General features: G+C 37.8%; 29 protein-coding genes and 1 other annotated feature. Of the genes, 5 read left to right on the forward strand and 24 right to left on the reverse strand.

Annotation, left to right across the window (positions count from 1 at the left end):
- Positions 1-7 precede the first annotated feature (7 nt).
- From OSO01_RS01100 to OSO01_RS01110, 3 genes are all read right to left on the reverse strand, one after another.
- Positions 8-370, reverse strand: a complete 363-nt coding sequence (locus OSO01_RS01100) for a LapA family protein (protein ID WP_147207887.1) — start codon at positions 368-370, stop codon at positions 8-10.
- Between the two features lie 207 nt (positions 371-577).
- The gene (gene secDF / locus OSO01_RS01105; RefSeq protein WP_147207888.1) at positions 578-2,830 is read right to left on the reverse strand and encodes a protein translocase subunit SecDF; all 2,253 of its coding nucleotides are present in this window, start codon (positions 2,828-2,830) and stop codon (positions 578-580) included.
- 43 nt (positions 2,831-2,873) lie between these two features.
- Positions 2,874-3,173 (reverse strand): post-transcriptional regulator, encoded by a 300-nt coding sequence (locus OSO01_RS01110; protein ID WP_147207889.1) that lies wholly within the window; start codon positions 3,171-3,173, stop codon positions 2,874-2,876.
- Between the two features lie 231 nt (positions 3,174-3,404).
- Between OSO01_RS01110 and spoVB the strand changes: the two genes are divergently transcribed.
- Together spoVB and OSO01_RS01120 are read left to right on the forward strand one after the other, a co-directional pair.
- Positions 3,405-4,955 carry a stage V sporulation protein B gene (gene spoVB, locus OSO01_RS01115; RefSeq protein WP_147207890.1) on the forward strand — a complete coding sequence of 517 codons (1,551 nt, stop codon included), beginning with the start codon at positions 3,405-3,407 and terminating at the stop codon, positions 4,953-4,955.
- Positions 4,956-5,126: 171 nt separating this feature from the next.
- On the forward strand, positions 5,127-5,510 hold the full coding sequence (locus OSO01_RS01120) for a TIGR04086 family membrane protein (RefSeq protein ID WP_147207891.1): 384 nt from the start codon (positions 5,127-5,129) through the stop codon (positions 5,508-5,510).
- A 65-nt stretch (positions 5,511-5,575) separates the two neighbouring features.
- Here the strand turns inward: OSO01_RS01120 and yajC are convergent, their stop codons facing one another.
- The 9 genes from yajC to safA all read right to left on the reverse strand — a co-directional run bounded on the left by yajC (position 5,576) and on the right by safA (position 12,586).
- Positions 5,576-5,845 carry a preprotein translocase subunit YajC gene (gene yajC / locus OSO01_RS01125; RefSeq protein WP_246144997.1) on the reverse strand — a complete coding sequence of 90 codons (270 nt, stop codon included), beginning with the start codon at positions 5,843-5,845 and terminating at the stop codon, positions 5,576-5,578.
- A gap of 16 nt (positions 5,846-5,861) precedes the next feature.
- The gene (gene tgt, locus OSO01_RS01130; protein WP_147207892.1) at positions 5,862-7,001 is read right to left on the reverse strand and encodes a tRNA guanosine(34) transglycosylase Tgt; all 1,140 of its coding nucleotides are present in this window, start codon (positions 6,999-7,001) and stop codon (positions 5,862-5,864) included.
- Between the two features lie 58 nt (positions 7,002-7,059).
- Positions 7,060-8,088 carry a tRNA preQ1(34) S-adenosylmethionine ribosyltransferase-isomerase QueA gene (gene queA, locus OSO01_RS01135; RefSeq protein ID WP_147207893.1) on the reverse strand — a complete coding sequence of 343 codons (1,029 nt, stop codon included), beginning with the start codon at positions 8,086-8,088 and terminating at the stop codon, positions 7,060-7,062.
- 40 nt (positions 8,089-8,128) lie between these two features.
- A complete protein-coding gene (locus tag OSO01_RS01140; RefSeq protein WP_147207894.1) occupies positions 8,129-8,320 on the reverse strand; it encodes a DUF2905 domain-containing protein in 192 nt (63 codons plus the stop codon).
- Positions 8,320-9,327, reverse strand: coding sequence for a Holliday junction branch migration DNA helicase RuvB (gene ruvB / locus OSO01_RS01145; protein WP_147207895.1), 1,008 nt, complete (start codon positions 9,325-9,327; stop codon positions 8,320-8,322). Before ruvB ends, OSO01_RS01140 begins: the two co-directional genes overlap by 1 nt.
- 15 nt (positions 9,328-9,342) lie before the next feature.
- Entirely contained in the window at positions 9,343-9,951 is a 609-nt protein-coding gene (gene ruvA, locus OSO01_RS01150; RefSeq protein ID WP_147207896.1) for a Holliday junction branch migration protein RuvA, read from the reverse strand.
- Positions 9,952-10,010: 59 nt separating this feature from the next.
- Entirely contained in the window at positions 10,011-10,742 is a 732-nt protein-coding gene (locus OSO01_RS01155) for a YebC/PmpR family DNA-binding transcriptional regulator (RefSeq protein WP_147207897.1), read from the reverse strand.
- A gap of 84 nt (positions 10,743-10,826) precedes the next feature.
- Positions 10,827-11,321 (reverse strand): YhcN/YlaJ family sporulation lipoprotein, encoded by a 495-nt coding sequence (locus OSO01_RS01160; protein WP_186813509.1) that lies wholly within the window; start codon positions 11,319-11,321, stop codon positions 10,827-10,829.
- A gap of 68 nt (positions 11,322-11,389) precedes the next feature.
- Positions 11,390-12,586: a SafA/ExsA family spore coat assembly protein gene (gene safA / locus OSO01_RS23525; RefSeq protein WP_222595710.1), complete on the reverse strand. Its 1,197-nt coding sequence runs from the start codon at positions 12,584-12,586 to the stop codon at positions 11,390-11,392.
- Between the two features lie 524 nt (positions 12,587-13,110).
- Between safA and OSO01_RS01170 the strand changes: the two genes are divergently transcribed.
- Complete coding sequence (locus OSO01_RS01170) at positions 13,111-14,733, forward strand: BCCT family transporter (RefSeq protein ID WP_147207899.1); 1,623 nt, start codon at positions 13,111-13,113, stop codon at positions 14,731-14,733.
- 104 nt (positions 14,734-14,837) lie between these two features.
- Here the strand turns inward: OSO01_RS01170 and pheA are convergent, their stop codons facing one another.
- The 7 genes from pheA to OSO01_RS01205 form a co-directional block, all read right to left on the reverse strand.
- The gene (gene pheA / locus OSO01_RS01175) at positions 14,838-15,686 is read right to left on the reverse strand and encodes a prephenate dehydratase (protein ID WP_147207900.1); all 849 of its coding nucleotides are present in this window, start codon (positions 15,684-15,686) and stop codon (positions 14,838-14,840) included.
- 217 nt (positions 15,687-15,903) lie between these two features.
- On the reverse strand, positions 15,904-17,184 hold the full coding sequence (gene obgE, locus OSO01_RS01180) for a GTPase ObgE (protein WP_147207901.1): 1,281 nt from the start codon (positions 17,182-17,184) through the stop codon (positions 15,904-15,906).
- Positions 17,185-17,186: 2 nt separating this feature from the next.
- Positions 17,187-17,720 (reverse strand): Spo0B domain-containing protein, encoded by a 534-nt coding sequence (locus OSO01_RS01185; protein WP_147207902.1) that lies wholly within the window; start codon positions 17,718-17,720, stop codon positions 17,187-17,189.
- Between the two features lie 155 nt (positions 17,721-17,875).
- Complete coding sequence (gene rpmA, locus OSO01_RS01190) at positions 17,876-18,166, reverse strand: 50S ribosomal protein L27 (RefSeq protein WP_147207903.1); 291 nt, start codon at positions 18,164-18,166, stop codon at positions 17,876-17,878.
- A 14-nt stretch (positions 18,167-18,180) separates the two neighbouring features.
- Entirely contained in the window at positions 18,181-18,510 is a 330-nt protein-coding gene (locus tag OSO01_RS01195; protein WP_147207904.1) for a ribosomal-processing cysteine protease Prp, read from the reverse strand.
- Positions 18,511-18,527: 17 nt separating this feature from the next.
- Positions 18,528-18,836, reverse strand: a complete 309-nt coding sequence (gene rplU / locus OSO01_RS01200) for a 50S ribosomal protein L21 (RefSeq protein WP_147207905.1) — start codon at positions 18,834-18,836, stop codon at positions 18,528-18,530.
- A gap of 15 nt (positions 18,837-18,851) precedes the next feature.
- Positions 18,852-18,926 (reverse strand) — a sequence feature (ribosomal protein L21 leader region).
- A gap of 121 nt (positions 18,927-19,047) precedes the next feature.
- Positions 19,048-20,127 (reverse strand): serine hydrolase domain-containing protein, encoded by a 1,080-nt coding sequence (locus OSO01_RS01205; RefSeq protein ID WP_147207906.1) that lies wholly within the window; start codon positions 20,125-20,127, stop codon positions 19,048-19,050.
- Positions 20,128-20,681: 554 nt separating this feature from the next.
- Between OSO01_RS01205 and OSO01_RS01210 the strand changes: the two genes are divergently transcribed.
- Both OSO01_RS01210 and OSO01_RS01215 read left to right on the forward strand, forming a co-directional pair.
- Positions 20,682-21,464, forward strand: coding sequence for a M23 family metallopeptidase (locus OSO01_RS01210; protein WP_147207907.1), 783 nt, complete (start codon positions 20,682-20,684; stop codon positions 21,462-21,464).
- Positions 21,448-22,314, forward strand: a complete 867-nt coding sequence (locus tag OSO01_RS01215; RefSeq protein WP_307725827.1) for a M50 family metallopeptidase — start codon at positions 21,448-21,450, stop codon at positions 22,312-22,314. The genes OSO01_RS01210 and OSO01_RS01215 overlap by 17 nt, the downstream gene beginning before the upstream one ends.
- Before the next feature lie 52 nt (positions 22,315-22,366).
- Here the strand turns inward: OSO01_RS01215 and minD are convergent, their stop codons facing one another.
- From minD to OSO01_RS01240, 5 genes are all read right to left on the reverse strand, one after another.
- On the reverse strand, positions 22,367-23,161 hold the full coding sequence (minD, locus tag OSO01_RS01220; RefSeq protein ID WP_147207908.1) for a septum site-determining protein MinD: 795 nt from the start codon (positions 23,159-23,161) through the stop codon (positions 22,367-22,369).
- Positions 23,154-23,840 (reverse strand): septum site-determining protein MinC, encoded by a 687-nt coding sequence (minC, locus tag OSO01_RS01225; RefSeq protein ID WP_147207909.1) that lies wholly within the window; start codon positions 23,838-23,840, stop codon positions 23,154-23,156. Before minC ends, minD begins: the two co-directional genes overlap by 8 nt.
- A gap of 114 nt (positions 23,841-23,954) precedes the next feature.
- Positions 23,955-24,479 (reverse strand): rod shape-determining protein MreD, encoded by a 525-nt coding sequence (gene mreD / locus OSO01_RS01230; protein WP_147207910.1) that lies wholly within the window; start codon positions 24,477-24,479, stop codon positions 23,955-23,957.
- Positions 24,476-25,354: a rod shape-determining protein MreC gene (gene mreC, locus OSO01_RS01235; protein WP_147207911.1), complete on the reverse strand. Its 879-nt coding sequence runs from the start codon at positions 25,352-25,354 to the stop codon at positions 24,476-24,478. The genes mreD and mreC overlap by 4 nt, the downstream gene beginning before the upstream one ends.
- 15 nt (positions 25,355-25,369) lie before the next feature.
- Positions 25,370-26,407, reverse strand: coding sequence for a rod shape-determining protein (locus OSO01_RS01240; protein WP_147207912.1), 1,038 nt, complete (start codon positions 26,405-26,407; stop codon positions 25,370-25,372).
- Positions 26,408-26,595 lie beyond the last annotated feature (188 nt).

Below are 26,595 nucleotides of genomic sequence, written 5' to 3' on the forward strand. Positions count from 1 at the left end.
AGAAAGATTATTCTTTATTTGATTTTTTTGCTTGTTTAGCTTCTTGACGCATTTCTTTTCGGGATTCTTTTTTATTTTCTTCTTTCCCCTGCACATCTGTAATTCCATGGGCTGCCATTCTTTTTTTCAAGCGCTCATTTTCTGTACGAAGTTTTTTAATCTCATGATGCGCTCTATAAAGTCGAATTGCCCCTACCGCTGCAGTAATTAATCCTCCCATTAATACAGAAAAGAGGATAACCAGGATTAAAGGGGAATCCGCCGTCCAAAATAAATAATCGACTGCTACAGGTTCCACATTAATAACAGCAAAAACGGCGATAATAATTACAAATATAATAGCGAGTATGACATAAACCTGTCCATTCATAATTGTTCCTCCATAAAAAATATTTTTTCTATATATTCATTACCCGATTGAGTATTATTTTAAGCATGATAGTAAAAAAAGAGAGCTTTCAATGGTTTAAATCGGTAATGTTAACTAAAGTCTGAAGCTAAGCTCTTTCAGAAATATTACCACATTGAAAGCTCTCTTACTATATGACAGTTGCTAAATATAGGCTCCTTAATGCAGCTATACCTGCGGCCCGTCAACTTTTTCTTTTTTTCTAAAGTCAACTGGTTTATCCTTCACTGTTCTTCCTCTCCATACCAGCCAAAGCTGTGAAGCCAGGAACAGAGAAGTATATGTTCCAGCCAGTAATCCGACTAACAGTGCAAAAGCAAAGGCCCATATTGAGGATGCTCCAAGCACTAAGAAAGCAACAACAGCAATAATCGTTGTAATAGACGTGTTCATTGTCCGCGTAAATGACTGAATAATACTCTTATTGATAATTTCTGCAAGTTTCTTAAATGATTTTACCCGTTTTTCGTGACGGATATTTTCTCTGATCCGGTCGAAAATAACAAGTGTATTATTTAATGAGTAACCGATAATGGTTAAGATTGCAGCTACAATCGTAATATCAAATTCAATTTGCGTTATACTGAATGCCACCAGCATAAAGAACACATCATGCAATAGGGCAATTACAGCAGTAACACCGAAGAAGATTTCGAATCGGACAGCTATATATGCAACAATAAATAAAGATGCTATTGCTACAGCATAAACTGCATTTTTAACAAGCTCCTGACCAACAATCGGCGATACAACACTCACACCGGGTTCATGTCCGTATACCTCTTCAAAATGTTGCTTTAGACTATGCTCTTCCCCTTCATCCAGTACTGTATCAAAACGGACAACACCTATTTCATTATTTTCACCAGATAAATTTACAGAGCTTATTTCATAACCAAGCGTTTCAAACTCGGATTCCACTTCTTCTTCCGTTAAGCTTTGATCAGCAACAACTTCTATCCGGGTACCACTTGTAAAATCAACTCCCGGATTAATTTTAAAAATCCCAATGCTGACAGCGCCAATAATCACCAGTATTGTTGTAACAGCAAAAAACTTCTTGCGATGCTTCACGAAATTAACATGCTTGCCAAAAAATGCAGGATCAGATTCTTCTCCTTCTGTAATATCTTTAATTTGTTTCTTATTGACACCAAGCCAGCCTTTTCTTTTTTTCAAAAAGCCGCTTTGAATCCATAATGCCAGGAGAGCTCTTGTACCAAATACTGATGTTAAAAAGCTGATTAAAATACTGATGATCAGCATAGTCGCAAATCCTTTAACGGAGCTTGTACCAAATACGAACAGTACTCCTGCCGCAATTAAGGTGGTCAGATTCGCATCTAGAATTGTCACAAAAGAGCTTTTATTTGCAGATTGAAAGGCTGCTTTTACAGATTTTCCAACCCTTAATTCTTCTTTCATTCGTTCAAAGGTAATTACGTTTGCATCAACAGCCATTCCAACCCCTAAAATAAGAGCGGCTATGCCAGGCAATGTTAATACTCCATTGAGCAATTCAAAAATTAATACTACTAAAAATACATAGACAGCTAAGTTAATGGAAGCAATGATACCGCTGAAGCGATAGAATGCACATAGGTAAAGAATTATCAATGAAATTCCAATGATCCCTGCAAACACTGTCTGATTTAATGCCTGTTCACCAAATTGTGCACCTACAGATGTAGAGAAAATCTCATTCATATGTACAGGCAGTGAACCAGAATTAATAATATCTGCCATTTGCTGGGCTGATTCCACTGTAAAGTTACCTTCAATCATGACATCGCTGGAATTAATCGTCTGACTTACTGCCGGTGCAGAAATAAATTTAGGCTCTTCTTTCTCAGCTTCTGCAGCGAATGAATCCTCACCTTCCTGATAATCCATCCAGATAACCAGACGATTATCGGCCATTTGACTAATTTCTTGCGTTACCTCACCAAATTTATCTGCATCTTTTAGTTTAAGAGTTACAATTGGTGCATTGGTGTTCGGATTATAATCCTGCTTGGCACTTCCCTCTACAATATCTGATCCATCAAGATATTCCTCATCGTCAACATCCCTGAAAGACAATTGCGCAGATGTTGACAGTATCTCTCTGGCCTCGGCTTGATTTTCAATCCCTGCAAGCTGAACCCTGATTCGGTCCTCCCCTTCTATATTAATGACAGCTTCACTAATACCCAGGCGATTAACCCGATCATTCAAAGTCTGGACTGTTCCTTCCATTAAACTGTTTGAAATTTCCTGACCATCTTCAACAGGCTCTACCTCGTACAGGACTTCAAAACCTCCCTGCAAGTCCAAGCCAAGATTCACTTTACTTATCAAGTTGCTAAACGTTGTTCCAATTACTCCTGCCAAAATTGCGATGACAAGAAAAAAGGCAACGATTCTGCCTCTTTTTTTCATCGTTTGCGCTTCCTCCTTCATATATCAACCTTTTAGACGGACCTTATTTATCCGCTTGTGGTGAATTTCCAATAAGTGCTTCAATTGAAGCTGCTAAATCATCATTTTCATAGGATTGAATAGTTAAATAGCTTAAATAAACAGATGATTTCAAATGAAAAATATCTTGAACAATTTCATGAAGTCTTTTTTCGGTTTTACCCTTCCAAATTTTCACGCAAAGACATTGCCATACGCCTTCTGGAGTCGCTTGTTCATAACCTAGCATTTTTAATTCTTCCTGTTTACTTTTTAATGCCGGATAAATCAATTCTTTCCATGACTCTACATGCTGACTGTCCATTTCATCCCACCATTTCTTTATAAATCTCCATAAAGTCCTATCTTATTGTACGCCTTTTTAATTGGTAAAGAAAGTATAAAAAAGTCTAAACAGTGCTATATAGGAAAACCTGAGCACTTTTGCTGCATTATTCATTGCTTGACCCAATTCAACTGTCATGGTTTGTCCATTACCCAGCATATATATCATTGTATATCAAAATTATTTTTTTGAGAAGGCGGGGCAACTCGAATGACGAAACAAACCTTTATCCAAGGAGCATTGATTCTAATTATTGCAGGCATGCTTACCCGGTTTATGGGTTTCATTAACCGGATGGTCGTAGCACGTTTTATGGGAGAAGAAGGTGTCGGTCTTTATATGATGGCTCTGCCAACTCTATTTTTAGTTATGACCCTGACACAATTCGGGCTTCCAGTGGCTATTTCTAAACGTGTAGCGGAAGCAGATGCACAAAATGATTCTAAAAAAATAAAACAAATTGTTGCCGTCTCGCTGGCTATTACTTTAAGTGCAAGTGTCCTGTTTACAGTGCTTTTGATTCTGGCTGCGCCAATTTTATCTGTCACCTTATTTACAGACAGCCGTGTATTACTCCCTTTAATTGTCATTAGTCCTATTATTCCAATTGCCGCTGTATCAGCAGTTTTAAGGGGCTATTTTCAAGGAAAACAGAATATGAAGCCCCAAAGTATTGCCCAAGTACTCGAACAAATTGTACGGATTACATTTGTTGGTGTATTTATTTATATTCTTTTGCCTTATGGAATTGAATATGCCGCAGCAGGTGCTATGTTCAGTATTATTATTGGTGAATTTGCTTCGCTCTTATACATGATCCGAAAATTTCGTCAAAAAAGAAAGCTGAAAATACGAAAACATTTTACAGAAACTGTTCTATCCGGAAAATCAACAGCAAAAGAACTATTATCTATTTCCATGCCAACTTTGGGAAACAGAATGATTGGTTCTATTTCAAATTTCCTCGATCCGATCATTATTGTCCAATCTCTTGCACTCGCAGGTGTCACTGCCGCAGCTGCAACAAAGCAGTATGGTGAATTAATGGGCTACACGATGCCTTTATTATTTTTGCCGACATTTATTACAAGCTCTCTCTCTATTGCCCTTGTGCCATCCATTTCTGAGGCAGGAGCAAAAAATCAAACAGAATTGATTCATAACCGCATACATCAATCTATCCGGATATCTTTTGCATCAGGAGCTGTAGCTACTATTATCATGACCTTATTTGCTTCTGATTTACTTAACCTTATGTATCGTTCTGATTCAGCAGCATCCCTACTAATTATCATGGCACCTTTTTTCCTGTTTTTATACATTCAGGCTCCACTGCAGGCAGCTTTACAAGCTCTCGATTTAGCACGACCGGCTATGTGGAATTCGTTGATAGGGGTTATCTTAAAATTTGGCGTCATGATCTTATTGGCAACAAGTTCAAATTTAGGGATTAAGGGAGCCGCAGTTGCTATCTGCGTGAATGTTGTTCTTGTTACGTTTCTTCATATCGGGGTACTAAGAAGAGAAATTAATTATTTTCCTGCCTGGAAGGATATTATCCGCATGATTATATTATGTGGAGCAACTTTTCTTCTGACCTATTATATTAAAAACCAATTTTACACGGGTGACACAAACCTGATCTCATTCATCCTGCTGCTTTTAATTATCGTAATAATTTATTTTATATTACTGCTTCTATTAGGTTTTATTCGTAAAGAAGAATTAAGACAACTGCCGTTTTTCTCGAAAAAGAAATGATTTTATTTGATAGAATTAACTACTTGGTTTTATTTTGCCTATAAATGATTATCTAAACATCAGCAAATAGTTTTCTCTAACAGCTCGGTATCTCTCTTTTAAATATTTCTTCTAAATAAAAAATACAAGCATAAATTTAGAAGAAAGGACAAACTTAGAGGAGATGAATGAATGGAAAAAATTCAATGGACATCTTTATTCTACGGTTGGATTATATTATTCGGGTTACTTTTTCTTTCAAGTTTTACGTTAGGTTTGCTTTTGAAATTTCTGGATATGAAAGAAGCAACCTTATCTTTAGTCACTTTTATCATTGGACTGCTTATTCTATTCGTCTGTGGAGTAATTACTGGTTTAAAGGGAAAAGCAAAGGGTTGGCTTTTAGGTGTATTGATTGGATTGGGATTTACCGGATTTGTTTTTTTAGTTCAATTTCTCGGTTATCAGCAGGGCTTCTCGCTAACTCAAGCAATGTACCATGGATTCTACCTGATTGCAGCAATATTAGGAGGGATTATCGGAGTTAATTTTTCAAATCCTGTGGAAGAAAACTAGTTTGTACAGCATATAATGAATGCATGAAAAAAAGCTAATGATTGTCCATTAGCTTTCTTCATGCATTATGCTTCTTGTTTTATTTCTCTGATTGCAGAACGGTCATACGTTAATTTTGTGCCTTCATCAGTAATTAGCACGATTGTGCCTTCATCAATGGCATGGATTTTCGCATGTAATCCGCCGATTGTTACGATTGAGTTGCCTTTTTGAAGACTATCCTGCATTTCTCTTACTTGCTTCTGACGCTTTTGCTGCGGGCGAATAAGTAAGAAATAAAAAATAGCAAACATAAGTACAATCCATAAAATTGGTGTAATCATTTCAGCTCCCATATGTTCCATCTCCTTCCTAAAAGTTCTTTGGATTTTCTTGATTCAATCCATATTGTTCAAAGAATGACTCTTTGAAATCACCAAGTCGATCTTCTTTTATAGCAGTTCGAACTTGCTCCATTAATTTTAACAGAAAATGCAGGTTATGATAAGTCGTAAGTCGGAATCCAAATGTTTCGTTACATTTTATCAAGTGACGAATGTAAGCTCTCGTATAATTTTTACAAACATGACAGTCACAATTTTCATCAATCGGTGAAAAATCACGTGCATATTTTGCATTTCTAACCACTAATCTGCCATGAGATGTCATGCAAGTTCCATTTCTGGCAATTCGGGTCGGCAATACGCAGTCAAACATATCCACACCGCGGATAGCTCCATCAATTAAAGCATCCGGCGATCCCACCCCCATTAAATATCTCGGTTTATTTGCCGGTAATAATGGTGTTGTGAACTCAAGAACCTGATTCATAACATCCTTTGGCTCTCCAACGGATAATCCGCCAATAGCATACCCGGGAAAATCAAGTGAAACTAATTCACTCGCACTCTGCCTTCTTAATTCTTCATATTCTCCACCTTGAACAATACCGAAGAGTCCTTGAATATCTGGCCGTTTATGAGCCTCCAGACAACGTTCAGCCCATCTGGAAGTCCGCTCCACTGAAGATTTCATATAATCATAGGTAGCTGGATAAGGCGGACATTCATCAAATGCCATCATAATATCTGATCCTAATGCATTTTGAATATGCATTGCTTTTTCAGGAGATAAAAATAGCTTCTCTCCATTTAAATGATTACGGAAATGAACACCTTTTTCTTCTATTTGTCTCATATCACTTAAGCTGAAGACCTGAAATCCGCCCGAATCAGTCAAAATTGCTTTATCCCAATTCATAAACTTGTGCAAGCCGCCAGCTTCTTCAATAATATCTTCTCCCGGACGCAGCCATAAATGATACGTGTTAGAAAGTATTATATTTGCCTGCATAGAGCTTAATTCCTCAGGACTCATCGTTTTTACAGTTGCCAGTGTTCCGACAGGCATAAAGGTCGGTGTATCAAAAGATCCGTGCGGAGTATGCACACGTCCAAGCCTTGCTCCAGTCTGTTTATCTGTTTTTATTAATTCATACGTTATAGGTATCATGATTTCTCTTCCTTTTTTTCAGTCTAAACATATCATAACGCATTTATACCCGATAAAGCTAGATAATTAGCATAGCGTCCCCAAAGCTGAAAAAGCGGTAACGCTCCCTTACAGCCTCTCGATATGCATGAAGCACCTCATCTTTTCCTGCCAGCGCACTTACCAGCATAATAAGCGTTGATTTAGGCAGATGAAAATTCGTAATCAATCCATCAATTGCCTGATATTGATATGGTGGATAAATAAAAATGTCAGTCCAGCCGCTCGTTTCCACAAAGGCTCCATTATTATCACGAGCAATTGTTTCCAGTGTACGAGTTGAAGTGGTTCCAACTGAAATAATTCTTCTTCCCTCTGCTTTAGCATTATTTAATGATTCACTGGCCTTCTGAGACATGCGGTAGAATTCACTGTGCATCGTGTGCTCTTCAACAGAATCTACACTAACCGGACGAAATGTACCCAAACCGACATGTAGTGTGATAAAAATAACCTCGACACCTTTATCCTTTATTTGTTGTAATAATTCGTTGGTAAAGTGTAACCCGGCAGTCGGAGCAGCAGCGGACCCTTTTTCTTTTGCGTAAACAGTCTGGTAACGGTCTTTTTCCGAAAGCTGTTCCTTAATATATGGCGGCAGGGGCATTTCACCCAGTTCATCTAATATTTCATAAAAAATCCCGTCGTAAGAAAATTTCACTGTACGCCCGCCATGCTTTTTAATATCTGTACAAACAGCTTTTAACAATCCGTCTCCAAAATCAATGACTGTTCCTTCTTTAACTTTCTTAGCAGGTTTTACTAACACTTCCCAATTGTCGTTCTCTTCTTGATGCAGTAAAAGAACTTCTATTTTTGCACCTGTATCTTCTTTTACTCCATACAAACGCGCCGGCAATACCTTGGTATCGTTTAAAACGAGACAATCACCTGCATGCAGATAATTTATTATATCTGAAAAATGCTGGTGCTGTATTTGACCGGTCTGTTTATCCAAAACACAAAGTCTGGATGCTGTCCGATCCTTCAAAGGTGTCTGCGCAATTAATTCTTCAGGCAGATCAAAGTCAAAATCTTCTATATTCATGTCTATCCCCTTACTTTCGTCTTATCGTAGCTATCGAACCTTATCTAAATCTGCTTATAATAAATAGGATCAGAGTTAGTACAACACTAACAAGAATAGAAGTCATTAACGGGAAATGAAAGGTCATATTTCCTTTTTGAAATGTGAAATCACCTGGCAGTCTCCCGATAAATGACCAAAGTAAACCAATTACAATCAGAACAATCCCTGCAATAATAAATACTTTCCCCATTATTCTTCTCCATTTACGATTGGAATGCCAAGATGCTCATAAGCTTTAGCCGTAACCCGTCTTCCTCTTGGAGTCCGCTGGATAAAACCTAATTGAAGCAGAAAGGGCTCATATACTTCTTCGATGGTTTGCGATTCCTCGCCAATTGTCGCTGCAATCGTGTCTAGTCCAACAGGCCCGCCGTTAAACCCTTCAATAATTGCTTTTAACAGCTTATGGTCAATATGATCCAATCCTGCATCATCGACTTGCAGCATTTTCAAGGCCTGCCTGGTTGTTTCAAAGCTAATCTCTGTTTCGCCCTTCACCTGTGAGATATCACGTACTCTTTTCAGTAATCGGTTTGCAATACGGGGTGTTCCTCTGGATCTGCGGGCAATTTCTACTGCCGCATCTTCTGAAATTGTCATATGAAATATATCGGCTGTGCGCATTACAATCCGGCGCAGGTCGGCTACTTCATAATATTCCAGCCGACTAAGAACACCAAATCTGTCACGCAGCGGCGCGCTTAACAGCCCTGACCGTGTTGTTGCTCCTACTAATGTAAAAGGCGGCAAATCAATCCGGACACTACGCGCACTTGGACCACTGCCTATGACAATATCGATAAAAAAGTCTTCCATTGCTGGATACAGCACTTCTTCAACTGATCTCGGAAGCCGATGTACTTCATCAATAAATAATACATCTCCCGGCTCCAGGGAAGAAAGAATTGCTGCTAAATCTCCTGCTCTCTCAATGGCAGGACCAGAAGTAGATCTGAATTGAACACCCATCTCATTAGCAATAATAGAGGCTAACGTTGTTTTTCCGAGTCCCGGCGGTCCATATAGTAATACATGATCAAGCGGCTCTTCGCGCATTTTTGCAGCCTGAATAAATATACTTAAATTTTCCTTTACCTTAGACTGTCCAATATAATCATCTAATTGCAATGGTCTCAGGCTTTGCTCGATGGATACATCTTCTTCATGTAGATTTCCATCTATCATACGTTCATCCAATAATAACACTCCCTTCTATTTTGCTAATAGACTAAATGCTTTGCGGATGACTTCGTCTGTATTTTTTAATGTACTGTCCGACTTCAACTGCGGTGTAATTTTCTTCAGTTCATTCGGTGTAAAGCCTAATGACTTTAAAGCGTCTAGTGCTTCAGACACGATTTGCCGCTCTTGTGTGCTGCTTACTTCTTCAGATTCCTCAGCTGTACTTCCTATTGCAAAGTCGTTCACCAGTTTTCCTTTTAAGTCTAAAATAATTTGACGCGCGGTTTTCTTCCCTACCCCTGGAAAGGTTGTTAAAAACTTTTCATCTTCATTTTCCACTGCTGCAATAAATCCATGAATATTTACACCGGCTAAAATTGCTAAAGCTCCTTTAGGACCAATCCCTGAAACAGAGATAAGCTTGGTAAATAAGTATTTCTCATCTGTATTTCGAAAACCGAATAAGATTTGCGCATCCTCTCTGACGTGATGATACGTATGTATTTGGACTTGCTGATTCATTTGCGGTTCAAATATATAAGGATTGGGACAAATAATCTCATACCCAATCCCATGCACATCCACAATGACAGCATTTTCTTTTATTGAACTAAGTTTTCCATTTATATATGCAATCATTTTAAGCTCCTTTTGTTCTGGACAAATCAATGAATAAACTTCTATTCATAAATAGAAGTTTATTCATTCGATTCCAGATTATGATGAACATCCTGTACGTCTTCGCTTTCTTCCAGCGCATCCACCAGCTTCATCATTTTCTCTTCATCTTCCGAAGACAGAGAATTGAAATTTTGTGGAATTAAAGTGACTTCTGCATCAGCCAGTTTGTAGGACTGTTCTTCTAAATAAGAGACCACATCTTGGTAATCCTCAGGGCTCGTGAAGATTTCATAAGCTCCATCCTCTACGCTGACATCTTCTGCTCCTGCTTCCAGTGCATCTAAAGTAATTGTATCTTCATCAATAGAGCCATCTGCATTTTCAACGACAATATAGCCTTTACGGTCAAACATAAAGGATACACTTCCATTTTCACCAAGGTTTCCGCCATTCTTTTTAAAAGCATGTCTAATTTCAGCAGCGGTACGATTTTTATTATCAGTTAATACATTTACAATCACAGCAACTCCGCCGGGTCCGTACCCTTCATACGTAATTTCCTCGTAAGTGGCGCCATCCAGCGTACCAGTTGCTTTTTTAATATTTCTCTCTATATTATCATTTGGCATATTATCAGCCTTTGCTTTATCAACAGCTGTTCTTAAAGCAGCATTGGTATCCATATCTCCTCCACCGCTTTTCGCAGCAAGATAGATATCTTTTGCATGCCTCATAAAAATTTTACCTTTTTTTGCATCTTGTGCGTTTTTTCTCTTTTGTATATTTTTCCACTTGGAATGTCCAGCCATTAGACATACTCCTCTCTCGAAACTCTTTTTTTACTATATCAAAAAAAGTCCCATCAGAAAAGGAAAACCATCTTTTCGCCATAACTATTCAAAAAGATTTTGAAACAGACGTTCCATATCTTCCCCCATCTGATTCCCTTCATTACGTGCATTAAAATCTTTTACCCGTTCCCATTTCGCTACATTGTTATAAATAAACAGCTTTTTATCTGTATGCAAAATATGCTCTATATCGTCACTTACTTCCTCAAAGTCACGATTATCTGTCCCTTTTTTCATTTGAATTGCAACAACAACACGATCCTCTGTTGTAACAACCTGTACATCTTCCACATCTACATTCTCCCGAAGTAATTCTTGAAATGCTGCTGACTCTTCTTTATCAAAGGATTCTAATGATGGCGGTTCATTTTGCCTTTCAGCATTGTTTTCTGAGGGTACCTGTCCTTTATTTTCCTCATAGTGAATTGGCTGAACAGGCTGTTCTTTGCTTGCATTTCTTTCTGTAGATGTACCTGTACAGCCTGTCAGTAATAATAAAATGGATATCGCATAAATCATATATTGTATTTTCAGCATAATAAAATCCTCCCTTATACTGTTAGTATGGATAAGGAAGGACTTTTTAGACATCTAATTTAATGCTGTTATGAACTGGAATCATGCTTATCTTTAGACTGTTCAGGAAAGAATGGCGGCTTTGGATAGAATGAATTTTCTGGTGAATTGGATAATGGTGTCGGGTTAAAATAAGCATACTGCCGATTCTCTGCAACCCCTGGATCCCTTCTTATATCATCCATAAATGATGCCGATGTCGGCATCTGGCTTGGTTTGTCAGGTGAGACAGGACTATTATCCATAGTCTGCTTGGAAGCTGTTGCGTTATTTGCTGATGTATATATATCAGGTGCAGGTCCTTGCCGATTCATCTGATTTACAGTCTGTTCCGGCTGATAAGGCATCATCCCTTGAAACTGCTGATGTCCACCTTCATATTGCATTTCATTGAATCCCATTGGTACCGGGTTGAAAGTAGCCTGCATCGGCCCTGATTGATTCTGATTCCCCCCACAGCCGCAGTCTCCACCTGCATGCATAGGGGGCATCATTGGAAATCCCTGCTGCATCCCCGGGTGCATACCATACGGATTAAAATGAGGCATCGGTGGACAAGGCATGAAAAATACCGGCATCATTGGTGGACAAAAAGGCACTGGTTCACAAGGGATTGCTGGTGGATGCTGATAAGCTTCAAACTCAAAGGCCTCCTGCTGTTGTGGTACTTCTTTACCGGCAGGCTGCTCCATGCTTGGTGCAGTTTTTTCTTTTTGCTGCTTTTTAGGAGGTTCTTCTTTCTTTATCGGTTTCTGCATCGATTTTGGTTCCTTTTCTAAAATGGGCATAGAAGGAACCTTGGGCATTTTGGGCATAACTGCTTCAAATTGTTCTTTTTTCTTTTCTTTTTGATCATCTTCTTTTAATACAGCGATTGGTGTCGGTGTCTTTTGTTTATATGGATGCTCTGTTTTTTTCTTTTCTTCTTTCTGGACCGGTTTTGTCTGTTCTTTTTTTGCAGATTTTACCTCTTCTTTAGAAGGTAATGTCTTTTGCTCTTTTTTGGTTGTCTTTTCCTTCTTGGACACCGGTGTCATTTGTTCCTTTTTTGATGTTCCTTTTTGCACTTGTTTTGTTGCCCCTGGTATTTTTATTTTCATTCCAGGCATAAGCTTTTCCGGATTAGCTAAGTGTGAGTTTACCTTTTTCAATTCCTCAAAAGAAGCATTATACTTCTCCGCCAAATTCCATAACGTATCTCCAAGCTGTACAATGTGTATTTTCAAAAGTAACGAACTCCTTTCCCTTTCATAATTGAAATGGGCTAATGCTCTATATCAGCATATGCACATAATAGAAAAAAGTTGCACACTGGGCTTATGAATGTTTACGAAGCTGTTTTTTAGTTTTAAGTGCTTTAAATGGAAAAAGAAAAACCTGACTTATCCACTTTATAAATGTAAAAGTTAAAATTGCGCATACTAAAAACAGCAATTTTATTTCAAATCATTCATGCTGTTTTTGATTAAAAAGATTGTACTGCCTGATACCACAAGTTTATTTTTTACTTAATAAAGGTATAGAGAGGTAATAGCATATTCTATAACAACTATCTTGTCATTGCCGAAAAGACACAAAGATTTATTTCATACTGTCCTTTTTATGACTGATATAACGTACGTTTTTAGTTTCATTGGTATCTTCAAAGCATTTGATTTTATTTTGGATACTTGTTAGGATGTGAAAGTCTAAAAAATACAATATTAAATTTTGTATTTATAGATTGTTTAAATACAGGAAGGAGCAAATTATGAGTAAAATCTCAAAGAAAAGAAAAATGTCCAATGTTTTTCTATATGCCTCTATTTTAATTGGCATTTTAGTAATTATTGGAGCAGTATTTCCGGATGGATTTGGACAAGTTGCCGGTAATATATCATCCTGGATTACTGAAAATTTTGGCTGGTACTACATGATTCTTACAACTATACTTGTATTCTTTTGTGTATTTCTTATTTTCAGCCCAATTGGAACTTTAAAATTAGGAAAACCAAAGGATAAACCGGAATTTAAAACAATCTCCTGGCTTGCAATGTTATTTAGTGCTGGAATGGGTATTGGATTAGTGTTCTATGGTGCATCTGAACCTGTTTCACATTATCTTGCACCACCTACAGAGGATCCAGAAACAAATGAAGCTATGCTTGAAGCTATGCGTTCAACCTTTTTACATTATGGCTTTCATGCTTGGGCTATATACGGTGTTGTTGCCCTTTCGCTTGCATATTCGCAGTTTAGAAAAGGAGAGGTCGGGCTTTTATCTAAAGCATTGCGCCCGTTATTCCACGATCGGGTTGATGGTCCATTAGGTACTCTAGTAGATGTCCTGGCAGTTTTCGCAACTGTTATCGGTGTTGCAGTATCACTAGGTGTAGGCGCTATGCAGATTAACGGCGGTTTAAACTACTTATTCGGCATACCTAATAATATTTTTGTACAAGCAATAATTATTGCTGTGGTAACTGTATTGTTCTTAATCAGTGCATGGAGCGGATTAAGTAAAGGAATTCAATACCTGAGTAATGTCAACATGGTATTAGCCGGAATTTTATTTCTTATCATATTAATTGTTGGGCCAACTATTTTAATATTAAATATGATGACGAGCGGTACTGGTGCTTATCTGCAAAACTTTATGTATAACGCATTAGATGTTGCTCCGCTGAATCAGCAAAAAAGTGAATGGATGTCTCAATGGACTATTTATTACTGGGGCTGGTGGATGAGCTGGAGCCCATTTGTAGGAATTTTTATTGCACGGGTTTCCAAAGGACGGACAATTCGCGAATTTATTTTAGCTGTCCTTCTTGTACCGACCATTATTGGTATTTTATGGTTTAGCGTATTTGGAGTTACAGGTATTTCTGTCGGACAAAGTGCACCACATATATTTGATATGCCTCCGGAAACACAATTGTTTGGCATTTTTAATGAAATCCCTATGGGTACAGTGTTATCCATTGTTGCAGTTCTGCTCGTGGCAATATTCTTTATCACTTCAGCAGACTCAGCAACCTTCGTTTTAGGAATGCAAACTTCATTTGGATCTTTAACTCCAGCTGGAAGAGTAAAGATCGTTTGGGGAGTTTCTTTATCAGCTATTGCATTTATTCTTCTCTTAGCAGGTGGAGAAACCGGGCTCGATGCACTGCAGTCAGCCGCAATCATAGCTGCACTGCCATTCAGTCTGGTTGTTATCTTACTGGTTATATCCTTCTTCAAGATTGCTAACGAAGAAAGAAAATTCTTAGGCCTGACAATAACACCTAATAAGAAAAGGATGCAAACGTATCTGGAAACTTCTCCAGAGGAATATGAAAAGACATTGGAAACATATAGAGAAAAAAGAAAAGATAATTCAAAAGGAATATAAACAGGAAAAAAGTGCTGATACCATGTGTTCAGCACTTTTTTCCTGTTTCTTGGATTATTAAATTTATATATCAGAGGCTTTAAACATCAATAAAAAGCTTTCATTTATAAGATATTGTAAACGGAATACGACCCTAAAATAGTTACCTCACATCCAAGTGCCTCAAGCTCAGCCTTAACACCAGGCAGCAAAACATCATCGTATTTCTGATCCACATCAATAATAAAGAAATAATTGCCTAAACCAGTCTTTGTAGGTCTGGACTCGATTTTCGATAAGTTCAATTTACGCCAAGCAAATGCAGAAAGAATTTGATGAAGCGCCCCAGCTTTATCACTCGGTAAAGTGATTAGAAACGTTGTTTTTTCGCCTTTTGCCTCACTTTTTATTTTGACCTTCTCCGGCTGATGAGAAAGAACTAGAAAACGGGTATGATTATTTGGATAATCATGAATATTTTCTTTAAATATTTCCAGGCCATACTCTTCAGCAGCTGAACGATTTCCAATAGCTGCAATAGGCCTGTCAGAACCGCTGACTATTTCTGCTGCTCTTCCGGTTGAAGACGTAAAGGCTATTTTGGCATTTTTTAAATTCTGATGCAGATATTGGTGACATTGCGCTATAGCATGGCTATGTGAATGCACCTCTTCTATTTCTGATACTTTGCGAATAATATCACTGCGTACAAGCAAATGCTGTTGAATTGGTACAACGATTTCTCCAACTACAGGTATTCGCACTTGATGAATTAAATAATCAACAGTTAGCTGTACTGTTCCTTCAATTGCATTTTCTAATGGAACAACCCCGATGTCAATTTCTCCCTTATCTACTGCATCGATACATTCCGGAATTGTTTTAAAAGATTCTTTATGCTCACCATTAAAAGTTGCGTCTACTGCTAATTTTGTAAATGTTCCTTTAGGTCCTAAATAACCAATACTCGTCAACTTTATTTCCTCCTAAATATAAAAACTTTAAAGTACCTGTTTAAAAATGTAAAGACTTGAGCCCGGATTGTACCATAGCGAAACTTGCCGTCTGCTCCTTAGTACAGCTATATCGTCCTGTCCGCACCTGTAATCGGGCAATCAGCAAGTCTTCTTTGTTAAGGGGCTCAAGTATTAGAGTTTTCGTTTTTAGCACTTGGAGTTTGTCATTTCAAAGTTACTCAATAAAATCAAATTCGTAATCTAACAGTCGGACAGTATCACCGTCTTGTGCTCCGCGTTCACGCAGTGCCTTGTCAACACCCATTCCTCTTAGCTGGCGGGAGAAACGCTGAACAGCTTCATCGTGCTGAAAGTCGGTCATTTTAAACAATGTCTCGATCCGGTGGCCATAAAGTACAAAAGCACCATCTGGATCTCTTGTTATATGGAAAGGATCCTCTTCCTTCTGATAACGATAGACAACTGTTTCATCAGCCTGTTCTATCTCCTGTTCATATTTCGGAATCTCTTCCAGCTTATCTGCCACTGCAAATAATAAATCTCTCAAGCCATCTTTTGTTACGGCTGAAATTCTATATATAGGGAGCTCTTCTCCAAGTTTTTCTTTAAATTCTTTCAAATTTTCTTCAGCATCCGGCATGTCCATTTTATTAGCAGCGATGATTTGCGGTCTTGTTAAAAGCTTCTTATCATATGCAGCAAGCTCTTCATTAATTTTCACATAGTCCTCATAAGGATCGCGTCCTTCTGTTCCTGCCATATCAATAACATGTACAATCACTCTTGTACGCTCTACATGTCGCAGGAATTGATGCCCCAGTCCGACTCCTTGAGAAGCGCCTTCAATTAAGCCGGGCAAATCTGCCATCACAAAGCTTCGCTGATCTCCTGTATCAACAACTCCCAAATTAGGAGCAATTGTTGTAAAATGATAAGCAGCAACTTTTGGCTTGGCAGCACTCACTACAGACAGCAATGTAGATTTACCCACACTCGGAAAACCTACTAATCCCACATCAGCAATCAGTTTCAACTCAACTTTAATATTACGCTCCTGACCAGGCTCACCATTTTCAGCCATATCTGGAGCTGGATTACGTGGACTGGCAAATCTTGTGTTACCTCTTCCTCCACGTCCGCCTTTTGCAATTACAGCCTCTTGCTCGTGATTTGTTAAATCGGCAATGACTTCGCCTGTATCTTCATCTATTACCGTAGTTCCCGGCGGCACAGGGATAACATAGGCAGCAGCATTTTTGCCATGCTGTGTTTTGCTCATGCCATTTTCACCGCGTTTCCCTTTAAAATGGCGGTTATATCGGAAATCCATTAATGTGTTTAAACCTTCATCTACTTTAAAGACAATATTTGCTCCGTTCCCGCCGTCTCCGCCTGCTGGCCCGCCTTTTGGAACATATTTCTCACGACGGTACGCAACCAGTCCATTTCCGCCATCACCGGCTTTTACATATACACTCACCTGATCGACAAACATTGCTAATCACCTCTTTCTTCTTTTGCTAAATTCCATTCAAAATTCGTTTTTTCTTTTTCCTGTGTTACAGAAACACCATGTTGCTGTTCTATGTTCTCAATACTTATTTTCTCAAGGATGATATCTTTTATAACCATCCTAATTACCCATTGTGTTTCTTGCTCTTCAATATGAAGAACAAGATCGTATACCAGTAAATCTTGTGCAGCTTCTGACAAAAAAGCTAATAGCTTTTCACAGGATGAAAGAAGCTCCTGCTCATCAATCTTTTTCATAGAAGGTTCGAGTAAATCTACATAATACGTTAACGCAAAGGCAGGATATGTATCTTCAAATTGTAAAATCCATATCATAAGCTTATCAGCATTCAACCGCATCAGTTTCCGTTCTTCTTCATAGTATTCCAGAACATTATCTAAATTCATTTTTGCCTTATCCGCTTTCCCCATAGTTAAATAACCGGAAACAATTTGTAATCGGTTCATTAAATCATGTCTGTATTTTTGTATTATACGAACTGTCTCCTTTTCGTCCATTCCTTCACCTCATTAAAATTGAGTATAGCAGAAAACACAGTAAATCAAAAGCAGTAAAACAGAAGCATACGACAATATCCTGGAAATGAAAGCAGGCTGCCGAGAGTTTATCTCGACAGCCTGCTTTGTTCCTTAACTATACTGTTAACCAAGCATTATGCTTCTTTAGCTACAGGATAAACACTAACTTTTTTACGGTCTCTACCGAAGCGTTCAAATTTTACAACACCATCGATTTTAGCGTAAAGAGTGTCATCTCCACCGCGGCCAACGTTCTCACCTGGATAAATTTTTGTACCGCGTTGACGATAAAGGATTGAACCGCCAGTTACAAACTGTCCATCAGCACGTTTAGAACCAAGTCGTTTTGATTGTGAATCACGACCGTTTTTAGAGCTACCTACACCTTTTTTAGATGCGAAAAATTGTAAATCAAGACGTAACATAAAAATGCACCTCCTTATGAGAAATTCAGTCGAACGTGCTCCCCATAACTTTCTTCAATAGTTTCTAAGGAGACAATCATCCCCTGTACTAACCATTGTATCTTTTCAAGTTTTTCGGAGCTTATATTCTTTGGAAGCTGGACAGAAAGATAACCGCCGTCAGCTCCCTGATCGATATTGAGGTCTGTCTCACATAACTTCATAATTGCATTCACAGCGCCAAATGTCACAGCTGAAACACCAGCACATACAAGATCATATCCATAAGGGCCGCTCTCTGCATGTCCAGTAAGTTCAAATGCTGTAACTTGATTATCTGATTGAAAAACAGTTATTTGAATCATTATGAATAACAGAATCCTTATAAGCTGATTTTATCAACTACAAGTTTTGTGTATGGCTGACGATGACCTTGTTTACGATGATAGTTCTTTTTAGGCTTGAACTTCACAACATCAATTTTCTTTTGACGGCCATGCTTTTCAACCTTAGCTGTTACAGATGCGCCCTCAACGTATGGAGCACCAACCTTCACATCGTCTCCTCCGACGAATAGGACTTTTTCAAAAGTTACTGTGTCATTTACTTCACCAGCAACCTTCTCTACATAGATTTCTTGTCCTTCAGTTACTTTAACTTGTTTACCACCAGTTTCAATAATTGCGTACATTTATATGCACCTCCTCATTTAACTCAGACTCGCCATTCAGGTACTGCAGTTTACAGTTTTAAGACCTGTTCTGCGCGGTTGTAGCACGGGTGCTACTTAGAATAACAGATAAATCTTATCATTTTACGGGTTCCATTGTCAACCTTTTTTAATGATCTTAGATAAAAACTCTTAACAATAATATAGTATGGAAGCTTTTATATTTCAAAAACTATTTCACGCTCATTAAAAGCTCCTTCACATATGCCCGTATAGAATGAATATTTTTGTTTTCTCTACTTGGGTGGACTCTGTTTGTCAGAAGAACTGTATACATATTTTTCTTTAAATCAATCCATATTGTTGTACCGGTAAAACCATAGTGCCCGACAATCTTACTATTTTCAGATTTATGGAATATTGCCCAGCCTAATCCCCTGCTTTCATTTAATTGTGTTGTGTAATTAATAAATGAATCCTTTATTAATTTTTGAGAAATAATTTTATTTTCTTCTCCGCTTAAGGAATTCAATAACATAGCGCATAATTTGCCTATATCACCTGCTGTTGAAAATACTCCGGCATGCCCGGCAATTCCGTCTAACAGTTCTGCATTCTCATCATGCACAGTTCCACGCTTAACCAGATTGTCAGCCGGATAAAATTCTGTTGAAACAATTCTTTCAATTAAATTTTGGTCTGGATTAAAAATTGTATCGTTCATATTCAGAACATCCCAAATATTTTCTTTCACGAGTCGATCAAGGCTCATTCCACTGACTTTTTCTATAATATCACCCAAAATAATAAAACCCCTGTTACTGTAGATAACCTGTTTATCAGGAGGATATTCTAGACCATCCTTTAACAGTCCTGTCATAATGTCTTTTTTATTATTGCCAAATTGCTTTAAATAAGTTCTCTCAGAAAGACCGGAAGTATGCGTTAAATGTTGAAATATCGTTGTATATTTGAGTTCTGAATCTATTTCATCCCCATAAAAGCGAAATAATTCATCATTCATATTTATGTATCCCTTATCTATCAAGAACATAACTGCCGGCCAAACAGCAACCACTTTTGTTAATGAGGCTATATCAAAAATCGATACCTTATTCATTGGCAATGAATAAGGTATAATTTGAGAAAAGCCATACTCTTTATGCAACTGCACTTTCTTATCCTTCACAATTAATATTACTGCACCGGGAACCTCCTCATTATCAACAGAATTACTCAAATATTTATCAATATTCAACATGATATCTGAATTATGCTCTGATTCATCTTGATAACTTTTTATATTGCTCAATATAAATACACTCCCCTCTAATACATAATTCAATATTCTTACCTATTATTACTCAACTTTCGCACCTGAGAATAAGCATCTACACCTTGCCATTCTAGGTTAAACATGTACTTCATTATCCTGCTTGCATTTTGTTAAATTATCTTACTTTTGAAATGGAGATTGTGTATAGCTCCTGCAACCAACCACTCCGCTTTCCATGGGGACGGCTTCAGCTAACTTGAAAAGCAAAACGGCCCGCCGCAGCGGTGTCCATACACGTTACCTTCTTTCTAGATAGGGTTTATGCTTTGTCAAGAGACAGATGAAAGGAGCGATCAAAACCTATCACTACAATAAGTACATTTTTTTAGGCGCGAAAGTTGAGTTATTATATCTTAATTTATAAATAGACTAATGCTGCAGCCAAGAAAATTTATTATTAAGTAATGTCCGTTTTTATCTTTCATGCATTTACTCATATAGACAGCTTGTTCAGCATATATATACTTGTACCAATCTAAGAAGAAATTTATTTCTAATATTACTATCTTTAAAAAAGGATTGTGAGATGGATGGATAAAAACTTAAAAAAAATTCGTAAATCAATTGAAATGCGTCAGAAAGTAAAAGGACTGAATAGAGCAAAACAGGGCAACCAAGAGGATTATTTACAAAGTAACGCATTACCGGATATGGAAGAATCTCACGGTTTTTATCCTTCTATATCTTCCAGCCATACAAATTCAGCAATTCCTGAAAATAATTCCCGTATTACCAGTATTGCAGTGAAAGCTCTATTGTCCGTTTCGCTTTTTCTGGGAACAGCACTTGTTACTGAAGTAGACAAACCTTTTATGGAGCAGCCAAGAGAATGGATAACTTCCACTTTAACAAATCAATTTCCTTTTGCAAAAGTTAACGCGTGGTATTCTGAAGTATTTGGTACTCCTTTATCTTTTCGGCCAAGTACGATTACAGAGGAGGTTGTTACCGATTCAACATATCTTCCGGTGAACGGCACCATTTCAGAACACTTCCATGAAAATGGTCAAGGTGTCTATATTGATACAGAAGGAGAAGAAAATGTGGCAGCAGTTGGAGAAGGTATTGTCGTGTTTGCTGGAAATGACCGTTCTACAGATAAAACGGTAAAGATTCAACACGCAGACGGTTCTACAACGCAGTATGGTTTTTTAGATTCAATCGAAGTTCACTTATATCAGCATATTTCTAATGGTCAAGTTCTTGGAGCATTAGGAAAAGAAAGCGGCAATCAATCTGTTTTTTTCGCAATTGAGCAAGAGAACCAATATATTGATCCTGAGCAGGTGATTCTGGTTGATCAACAGCCTTAAAACTTCTATACAACTCATTCATTTCCACCCTATTCTATGGATATTTATTATCATTTCTTTTTTGACAGGCTCTTTTACAGAGCTTGCTATTATTTTCAGCATTGTTTTTCTCCATGAATTAGGGCACTACATCGCTGCTTCTTCGTTTAAGTGGCGAATTTCATCTATTGTACTTTGGGCTTTTGGCGGAGTTATGAAAACAGATGAACACGGCACTCGCCCTGTCCGCGAGGAAGCAATCGTTATAATTGCAGGGCCGTTTGTACAAATTTTAATTTATGGCTTTTTATATGCCGTATCTTCCTCTGGAGTAATTCCGGATTATTATTTTGAATTAATACTTTATTATAATACAATTATTCTCCTGTTTAATCTGCTGCCAATTTGGCCGTTGGACGGCGGAAAGCTTGTTTTCTTAGCTTTAACTACTTTCTTAACCTTTAAAAAAGCATATTATACAACAATTATCAGTTCTTTAGTGATATGCGCAATAATCATTTTAGGACAGCTTCTTTTCTTTCCATTTACGTTAAGCAGTTTTCTTATCTGGCTCTTCTTAATACAGGAAAATTGGAAGGAATGGAAATATCGCTTTTATGTTTTTATTCGTTTTCTTTTAAAGAGATACGAAGGAGATAATATTGTACGTGCTATTAAACCAATTTACGCGTCTCCCCAGGACAGTTTTTTAGATGTATTGACCCGTTTTCACCGTGAAAAGAAGCATACCATTTATATTGAATACCCTGACAGGGAGCGGATTTCTGTTGAGGATAATGAGTGTTTAGATTATTACTTTAATGAAAGACCTTATCGACAAACGATTGGGGAAGCTTTTACCGGTTATTAAAAAATAAACATCCGATGGATTTTTTCCTGTCGGATGTTTTCTTTATTAATTATTATATTTTAAAAAATGCTTTTACCTTTTGCATAAAACCTTTTTCTTCCTCCAGTGACTGCAAGGGAACTGTTTCTCCCAGAATTCTTCTGGCTATATTACGATAGCTGATAGAAGCTTTAAAATTTGGAGAGAGAGAAATTGGTTCTCCTTTATTTGCAGCTTTAATCATTTCTTCATCATCAGCTACAATACCTATTAAATCAATCGCTAACAGTTGAACAATATCATCAATATCCAGCATATCGCCATTTTTCATCATATGATTGCGAATTCGGTTAATAATTAGTCTGGGAGGTTCTATCATATCCTCTTTTTCGATAAGCCCTATGATGCGATCGGCATCCCGTACACTTGAATTTTCAGGAGTTGTTACTACAATTGCTCTGTCAGCACCGGCAATTGCATTTTGAAAGCCTTGTTCAATACCGGCAGGACAATCAATAATAATATAATCATACTCTTGCTTCAGTTCTGAAACAATCTCTTTCATGCCTTCTGTCGTTACAGCAGATTTATCACTTGTTTGTGCAGCAGGGAGCAATGAAAGGTAATCAAAACGTTTATCTTTGATCAGAGCCTGCTGCAGCTTGCATCGTCCCTGAATAACATCGACAATATCATAAATAATCCGATTTTCAAGTCCCATAATTACATCTAAATTACGCAGGCCAATATCTGTATCAATTAAACATACTTTTTTATCCATCAAAGCTAAAGATGTACCAATATTTGCAGATGTAGTTGTTTTACCAACCCCACCCTTCCCGGATGTAATTACAATCGCTTCACCCATTATTCATTCTCCTCTCAAATGCGCTAATCACCTTTCTCTGTTTAGAAAGTGTTTTAATCGAATCGATCACAATCTTGTTCTGATCTGGATCAATGATTCCGCATTCCATGTATACTCCATCAGCTTCATAATCAGGTGCCCGACTAATATATTCTGCAATTCGAAGCTGTGCCGGCTTCATATAGGAGGCAGCTATAAAAGCCTCTTGATCTCCTTCTATACCGGCATGCGCAATTCCTAATAAGTTCCCCATAATATAGATGTTCCCGCTGGCTCTTACCCTGCCGCCGGGATTTACATCTCCAATTAATAATAAATCTCCTTTTGTTTCAAGTACTTGTCCGGATCTGACAATCTGATTAACTACCTTTAATTGACTTTCATCCAGCCATGTTTTTGCATCTTTAATTGGTATCACATCTGATTCCATTGCTTCAATTTGAAAACGGTTTTTTTCTTCAATAATACCTTTTAATTGATGGCGCTGTTCCTCCGTCAGATAACGATGGCCGAGTTTTACTTTAACCGAAACAACAGGCTCTTCTTTTTGGGGGGTGCTGGCGTCCAGTTTTTTTATCAGGTCTTGTAAAATCTCCTCAAAGGAAGAATTTTCATCAATAAATAAAATCAAACCATCTCTTGTACCTTTAATTGTGATGGTCGGTTTCGTTTCTTGCACGATACATTCACCTCTTTTTTCTACAGCTGCATCTAATGAATGATGCCGACTGAGCAGAGTCTGCCGCTCTTTAATAAATAATTCGGTTTGTTCGGTTTATTTCAAACGGTCAGATTATGTTAATTCTGTACCCCATTTCCGCATTGGTTTTATAATAAACGGATAAATTAATACCAGGAATAATAGATTCATAAGAATTGTAGGTATTAACCGGTTCAATAAGTATACTTCAATCGGCATATCTGTAAATCCGATAACAGTAAAAATGGCATAAATACTAACATCAGCTATGGCTATTCCAAAAGCTGACAGCATTAGCAGTACATAAAAGTTTCCCTGCAACATTTTCTTCAAACCGCGGACAATATAAATAACAAGTGCATAAGAGAACATATAGACACCTAATATACCTGTATAAACGATATCGAAAAGCAATCCAAAAATAAGCGCATATAAAACAGCATAATAAGTGTCATTCCGGTCGTAGAAAATAGCAATATAAATCAGCATGACAAACAGCCAGTGGGGCACAATCATATATGTACCCATTAACAGCTGATGAGGCAAAAGCTCTAAAGCTACTCCAGAGAGTACCATTACTGCAAAAAGAATCAAAGGGAATATTACACGCCTGGTCAAGACTCTTCATCCCCTTCTTCTTCATCTTCCGGCTGATCTATGGAACGATTCACAACAATCACATTCCGGATATCAAATAAGTCTGCAGCCGGTTCGATCATTGCAATCCTTGTTAATCCGTATTGATCAGCAACAACTTCTTTGACTTCACCAATTGTAATACCTGCCGGAAATTCTCCGCCCAGTTCTGAGGAATATACTGTATCCCCTTCTTCGATATCGGCATCAGACTCTTCAATAATACGGAACAAGAGCATCTCTGTTTCCTCATCAAATCCTTCAATCATTCCAAAAATATCTTTGTCATCTTCCCGTAAAACCGTTGCGGAAACACGGTTAAATTCATCAAATCCGGTCAATAATTGTACTGTAGATGTACCCTTGGAAGTATGAAGGACTTTTCCAATCATTCCTTCTGCTGTTCTGACAACCATATTTTCCTGGATTCCGTCATTCTCTCCGCGATTAATGGTTACCTGGTCCACCCATTGCTCCGGCGAACGGGCAATCACGGTCGCATAGATCGGTTCATAATCCCGAGCTGTTTCCGTCATATCGATAATGGAGCGCAGCTCTTCATTCTCATCCTCCAGCTTTTGCAAATCATATACCATGCTTTTTTGTTGAGATAATTGTTCTCTTAATACCTGATTTTCTTCATATGTTGTCTTAAAATCACTAACATTTGACACAATATCAGTAACAAACGTAACTGGAGCCTGTGCAATATTTTGCACCCACCCTACAGAATCACTGACAATCTTCTCGGCAAAGTTTAAATGCCCACGACTGTTTAAAGAATATCCTATTAATACTACTAGTACAATAAATCCAATTAGGATCACAAATAATTTCTTACTTCGAAAAAAATTCATACAAACACCTACTTATTAATTTAAAGCGCGTGAAGACACACTTGGAGCAGAACGGAATTGATCAATATAATCAAGTGATTTGCCCGTTCCGATTGCTACACTTTCCAACGGTTCATCTGTAACAAATACCGGAATTTTTGTTTCCTCACTAATTACCTTATCAAGATTTTTTAAAAGAGCGCCGCCTCCCGATAAAACAATACCCCGATCCATAATATCAGCAGATAATTCTGGCGGTGTTTTTTCTAATGTTGCTTTGACGGCATTAACAATTGCATCAATATTATCATCCAAAGCTCCGGAAATTTCTTCAGAAGTAACTGTAATCGTTTTTGGCAATCCCGTCAATAAATCACGCCCTCTTAAATCCATTTCTTCTCCAACAATGCCTTGTTTAGCTGCTGCTATATCCATTTTAATCGATTCAGCGGATCTTTCTCCAATCATTAGGCTATAATTTTTTCTTATGTAAGAGATAATCGCTTCATCCATGTCATCTCCCGCAATCCGGATAGAATTACTGGTTACGATCCCTCCTAAAGAAATAACGGCAATTTCAGTGGTTCCGCCGCCAATATCAACAATCATACTGCCTGTCGGCTCCCAAACAGGCAACCCCGCTCCAATTGCTGCTGCAAAAGGCTCTGCTATCGGATAAGCTTCTTTTGCTCCTGCCTGTTTTGTTGCATCAATAACTGCTCTTTCCTCAACCATAGTGATACCAGACGGCACACAAACCATTACATTTGGTTTTCTAGCAAAGAGAGAACGCTTCTTCATTGCTTTTTTCATATAGTAACTCATCATAATGGAAGTTGTATCGTAATCTGCAATTACCCCGTCCTTCATCGGGCGGACAACAGAAATATTTCCAGGTGTACGTCCAATCATCATTCTTGCATCACTTCCGACAGCCTCAACTGCACCAGTCTCTAAATTCTTTGCCACAACTGATGGCTCGCGGACAATAACGCCCTTGCCCTTTACATAGACTAATGTATTTGCTGTTCCTAAATCAATTCCTAAATCCTGAGAAATATTAAATATCCCCATATATTTCATCCTCTCTCGTTCTTCCATCAATAATTATATTTTCAGTTTCTCGTTTTATATCAGCACGTATTATAGACTGAACCCTCTCATGAATCAAGCTTTGTTTATACAATTTTAAGAAGCGCCACTTTTACATTTTTTGAAAAATGGCGCTGAAAATTAATTCCATATACAATTATACGAAAAAA

This window comes from Oceanobacillus sojae, from assembly GCF_007991515.1.
Taxonomy (GTDB): domain Bacteria; phylum Bacillota; class Bacilli; order Bacillales; family Amphibacillaceae; genus Oceanobacillus; species Oceanobacillus sojae.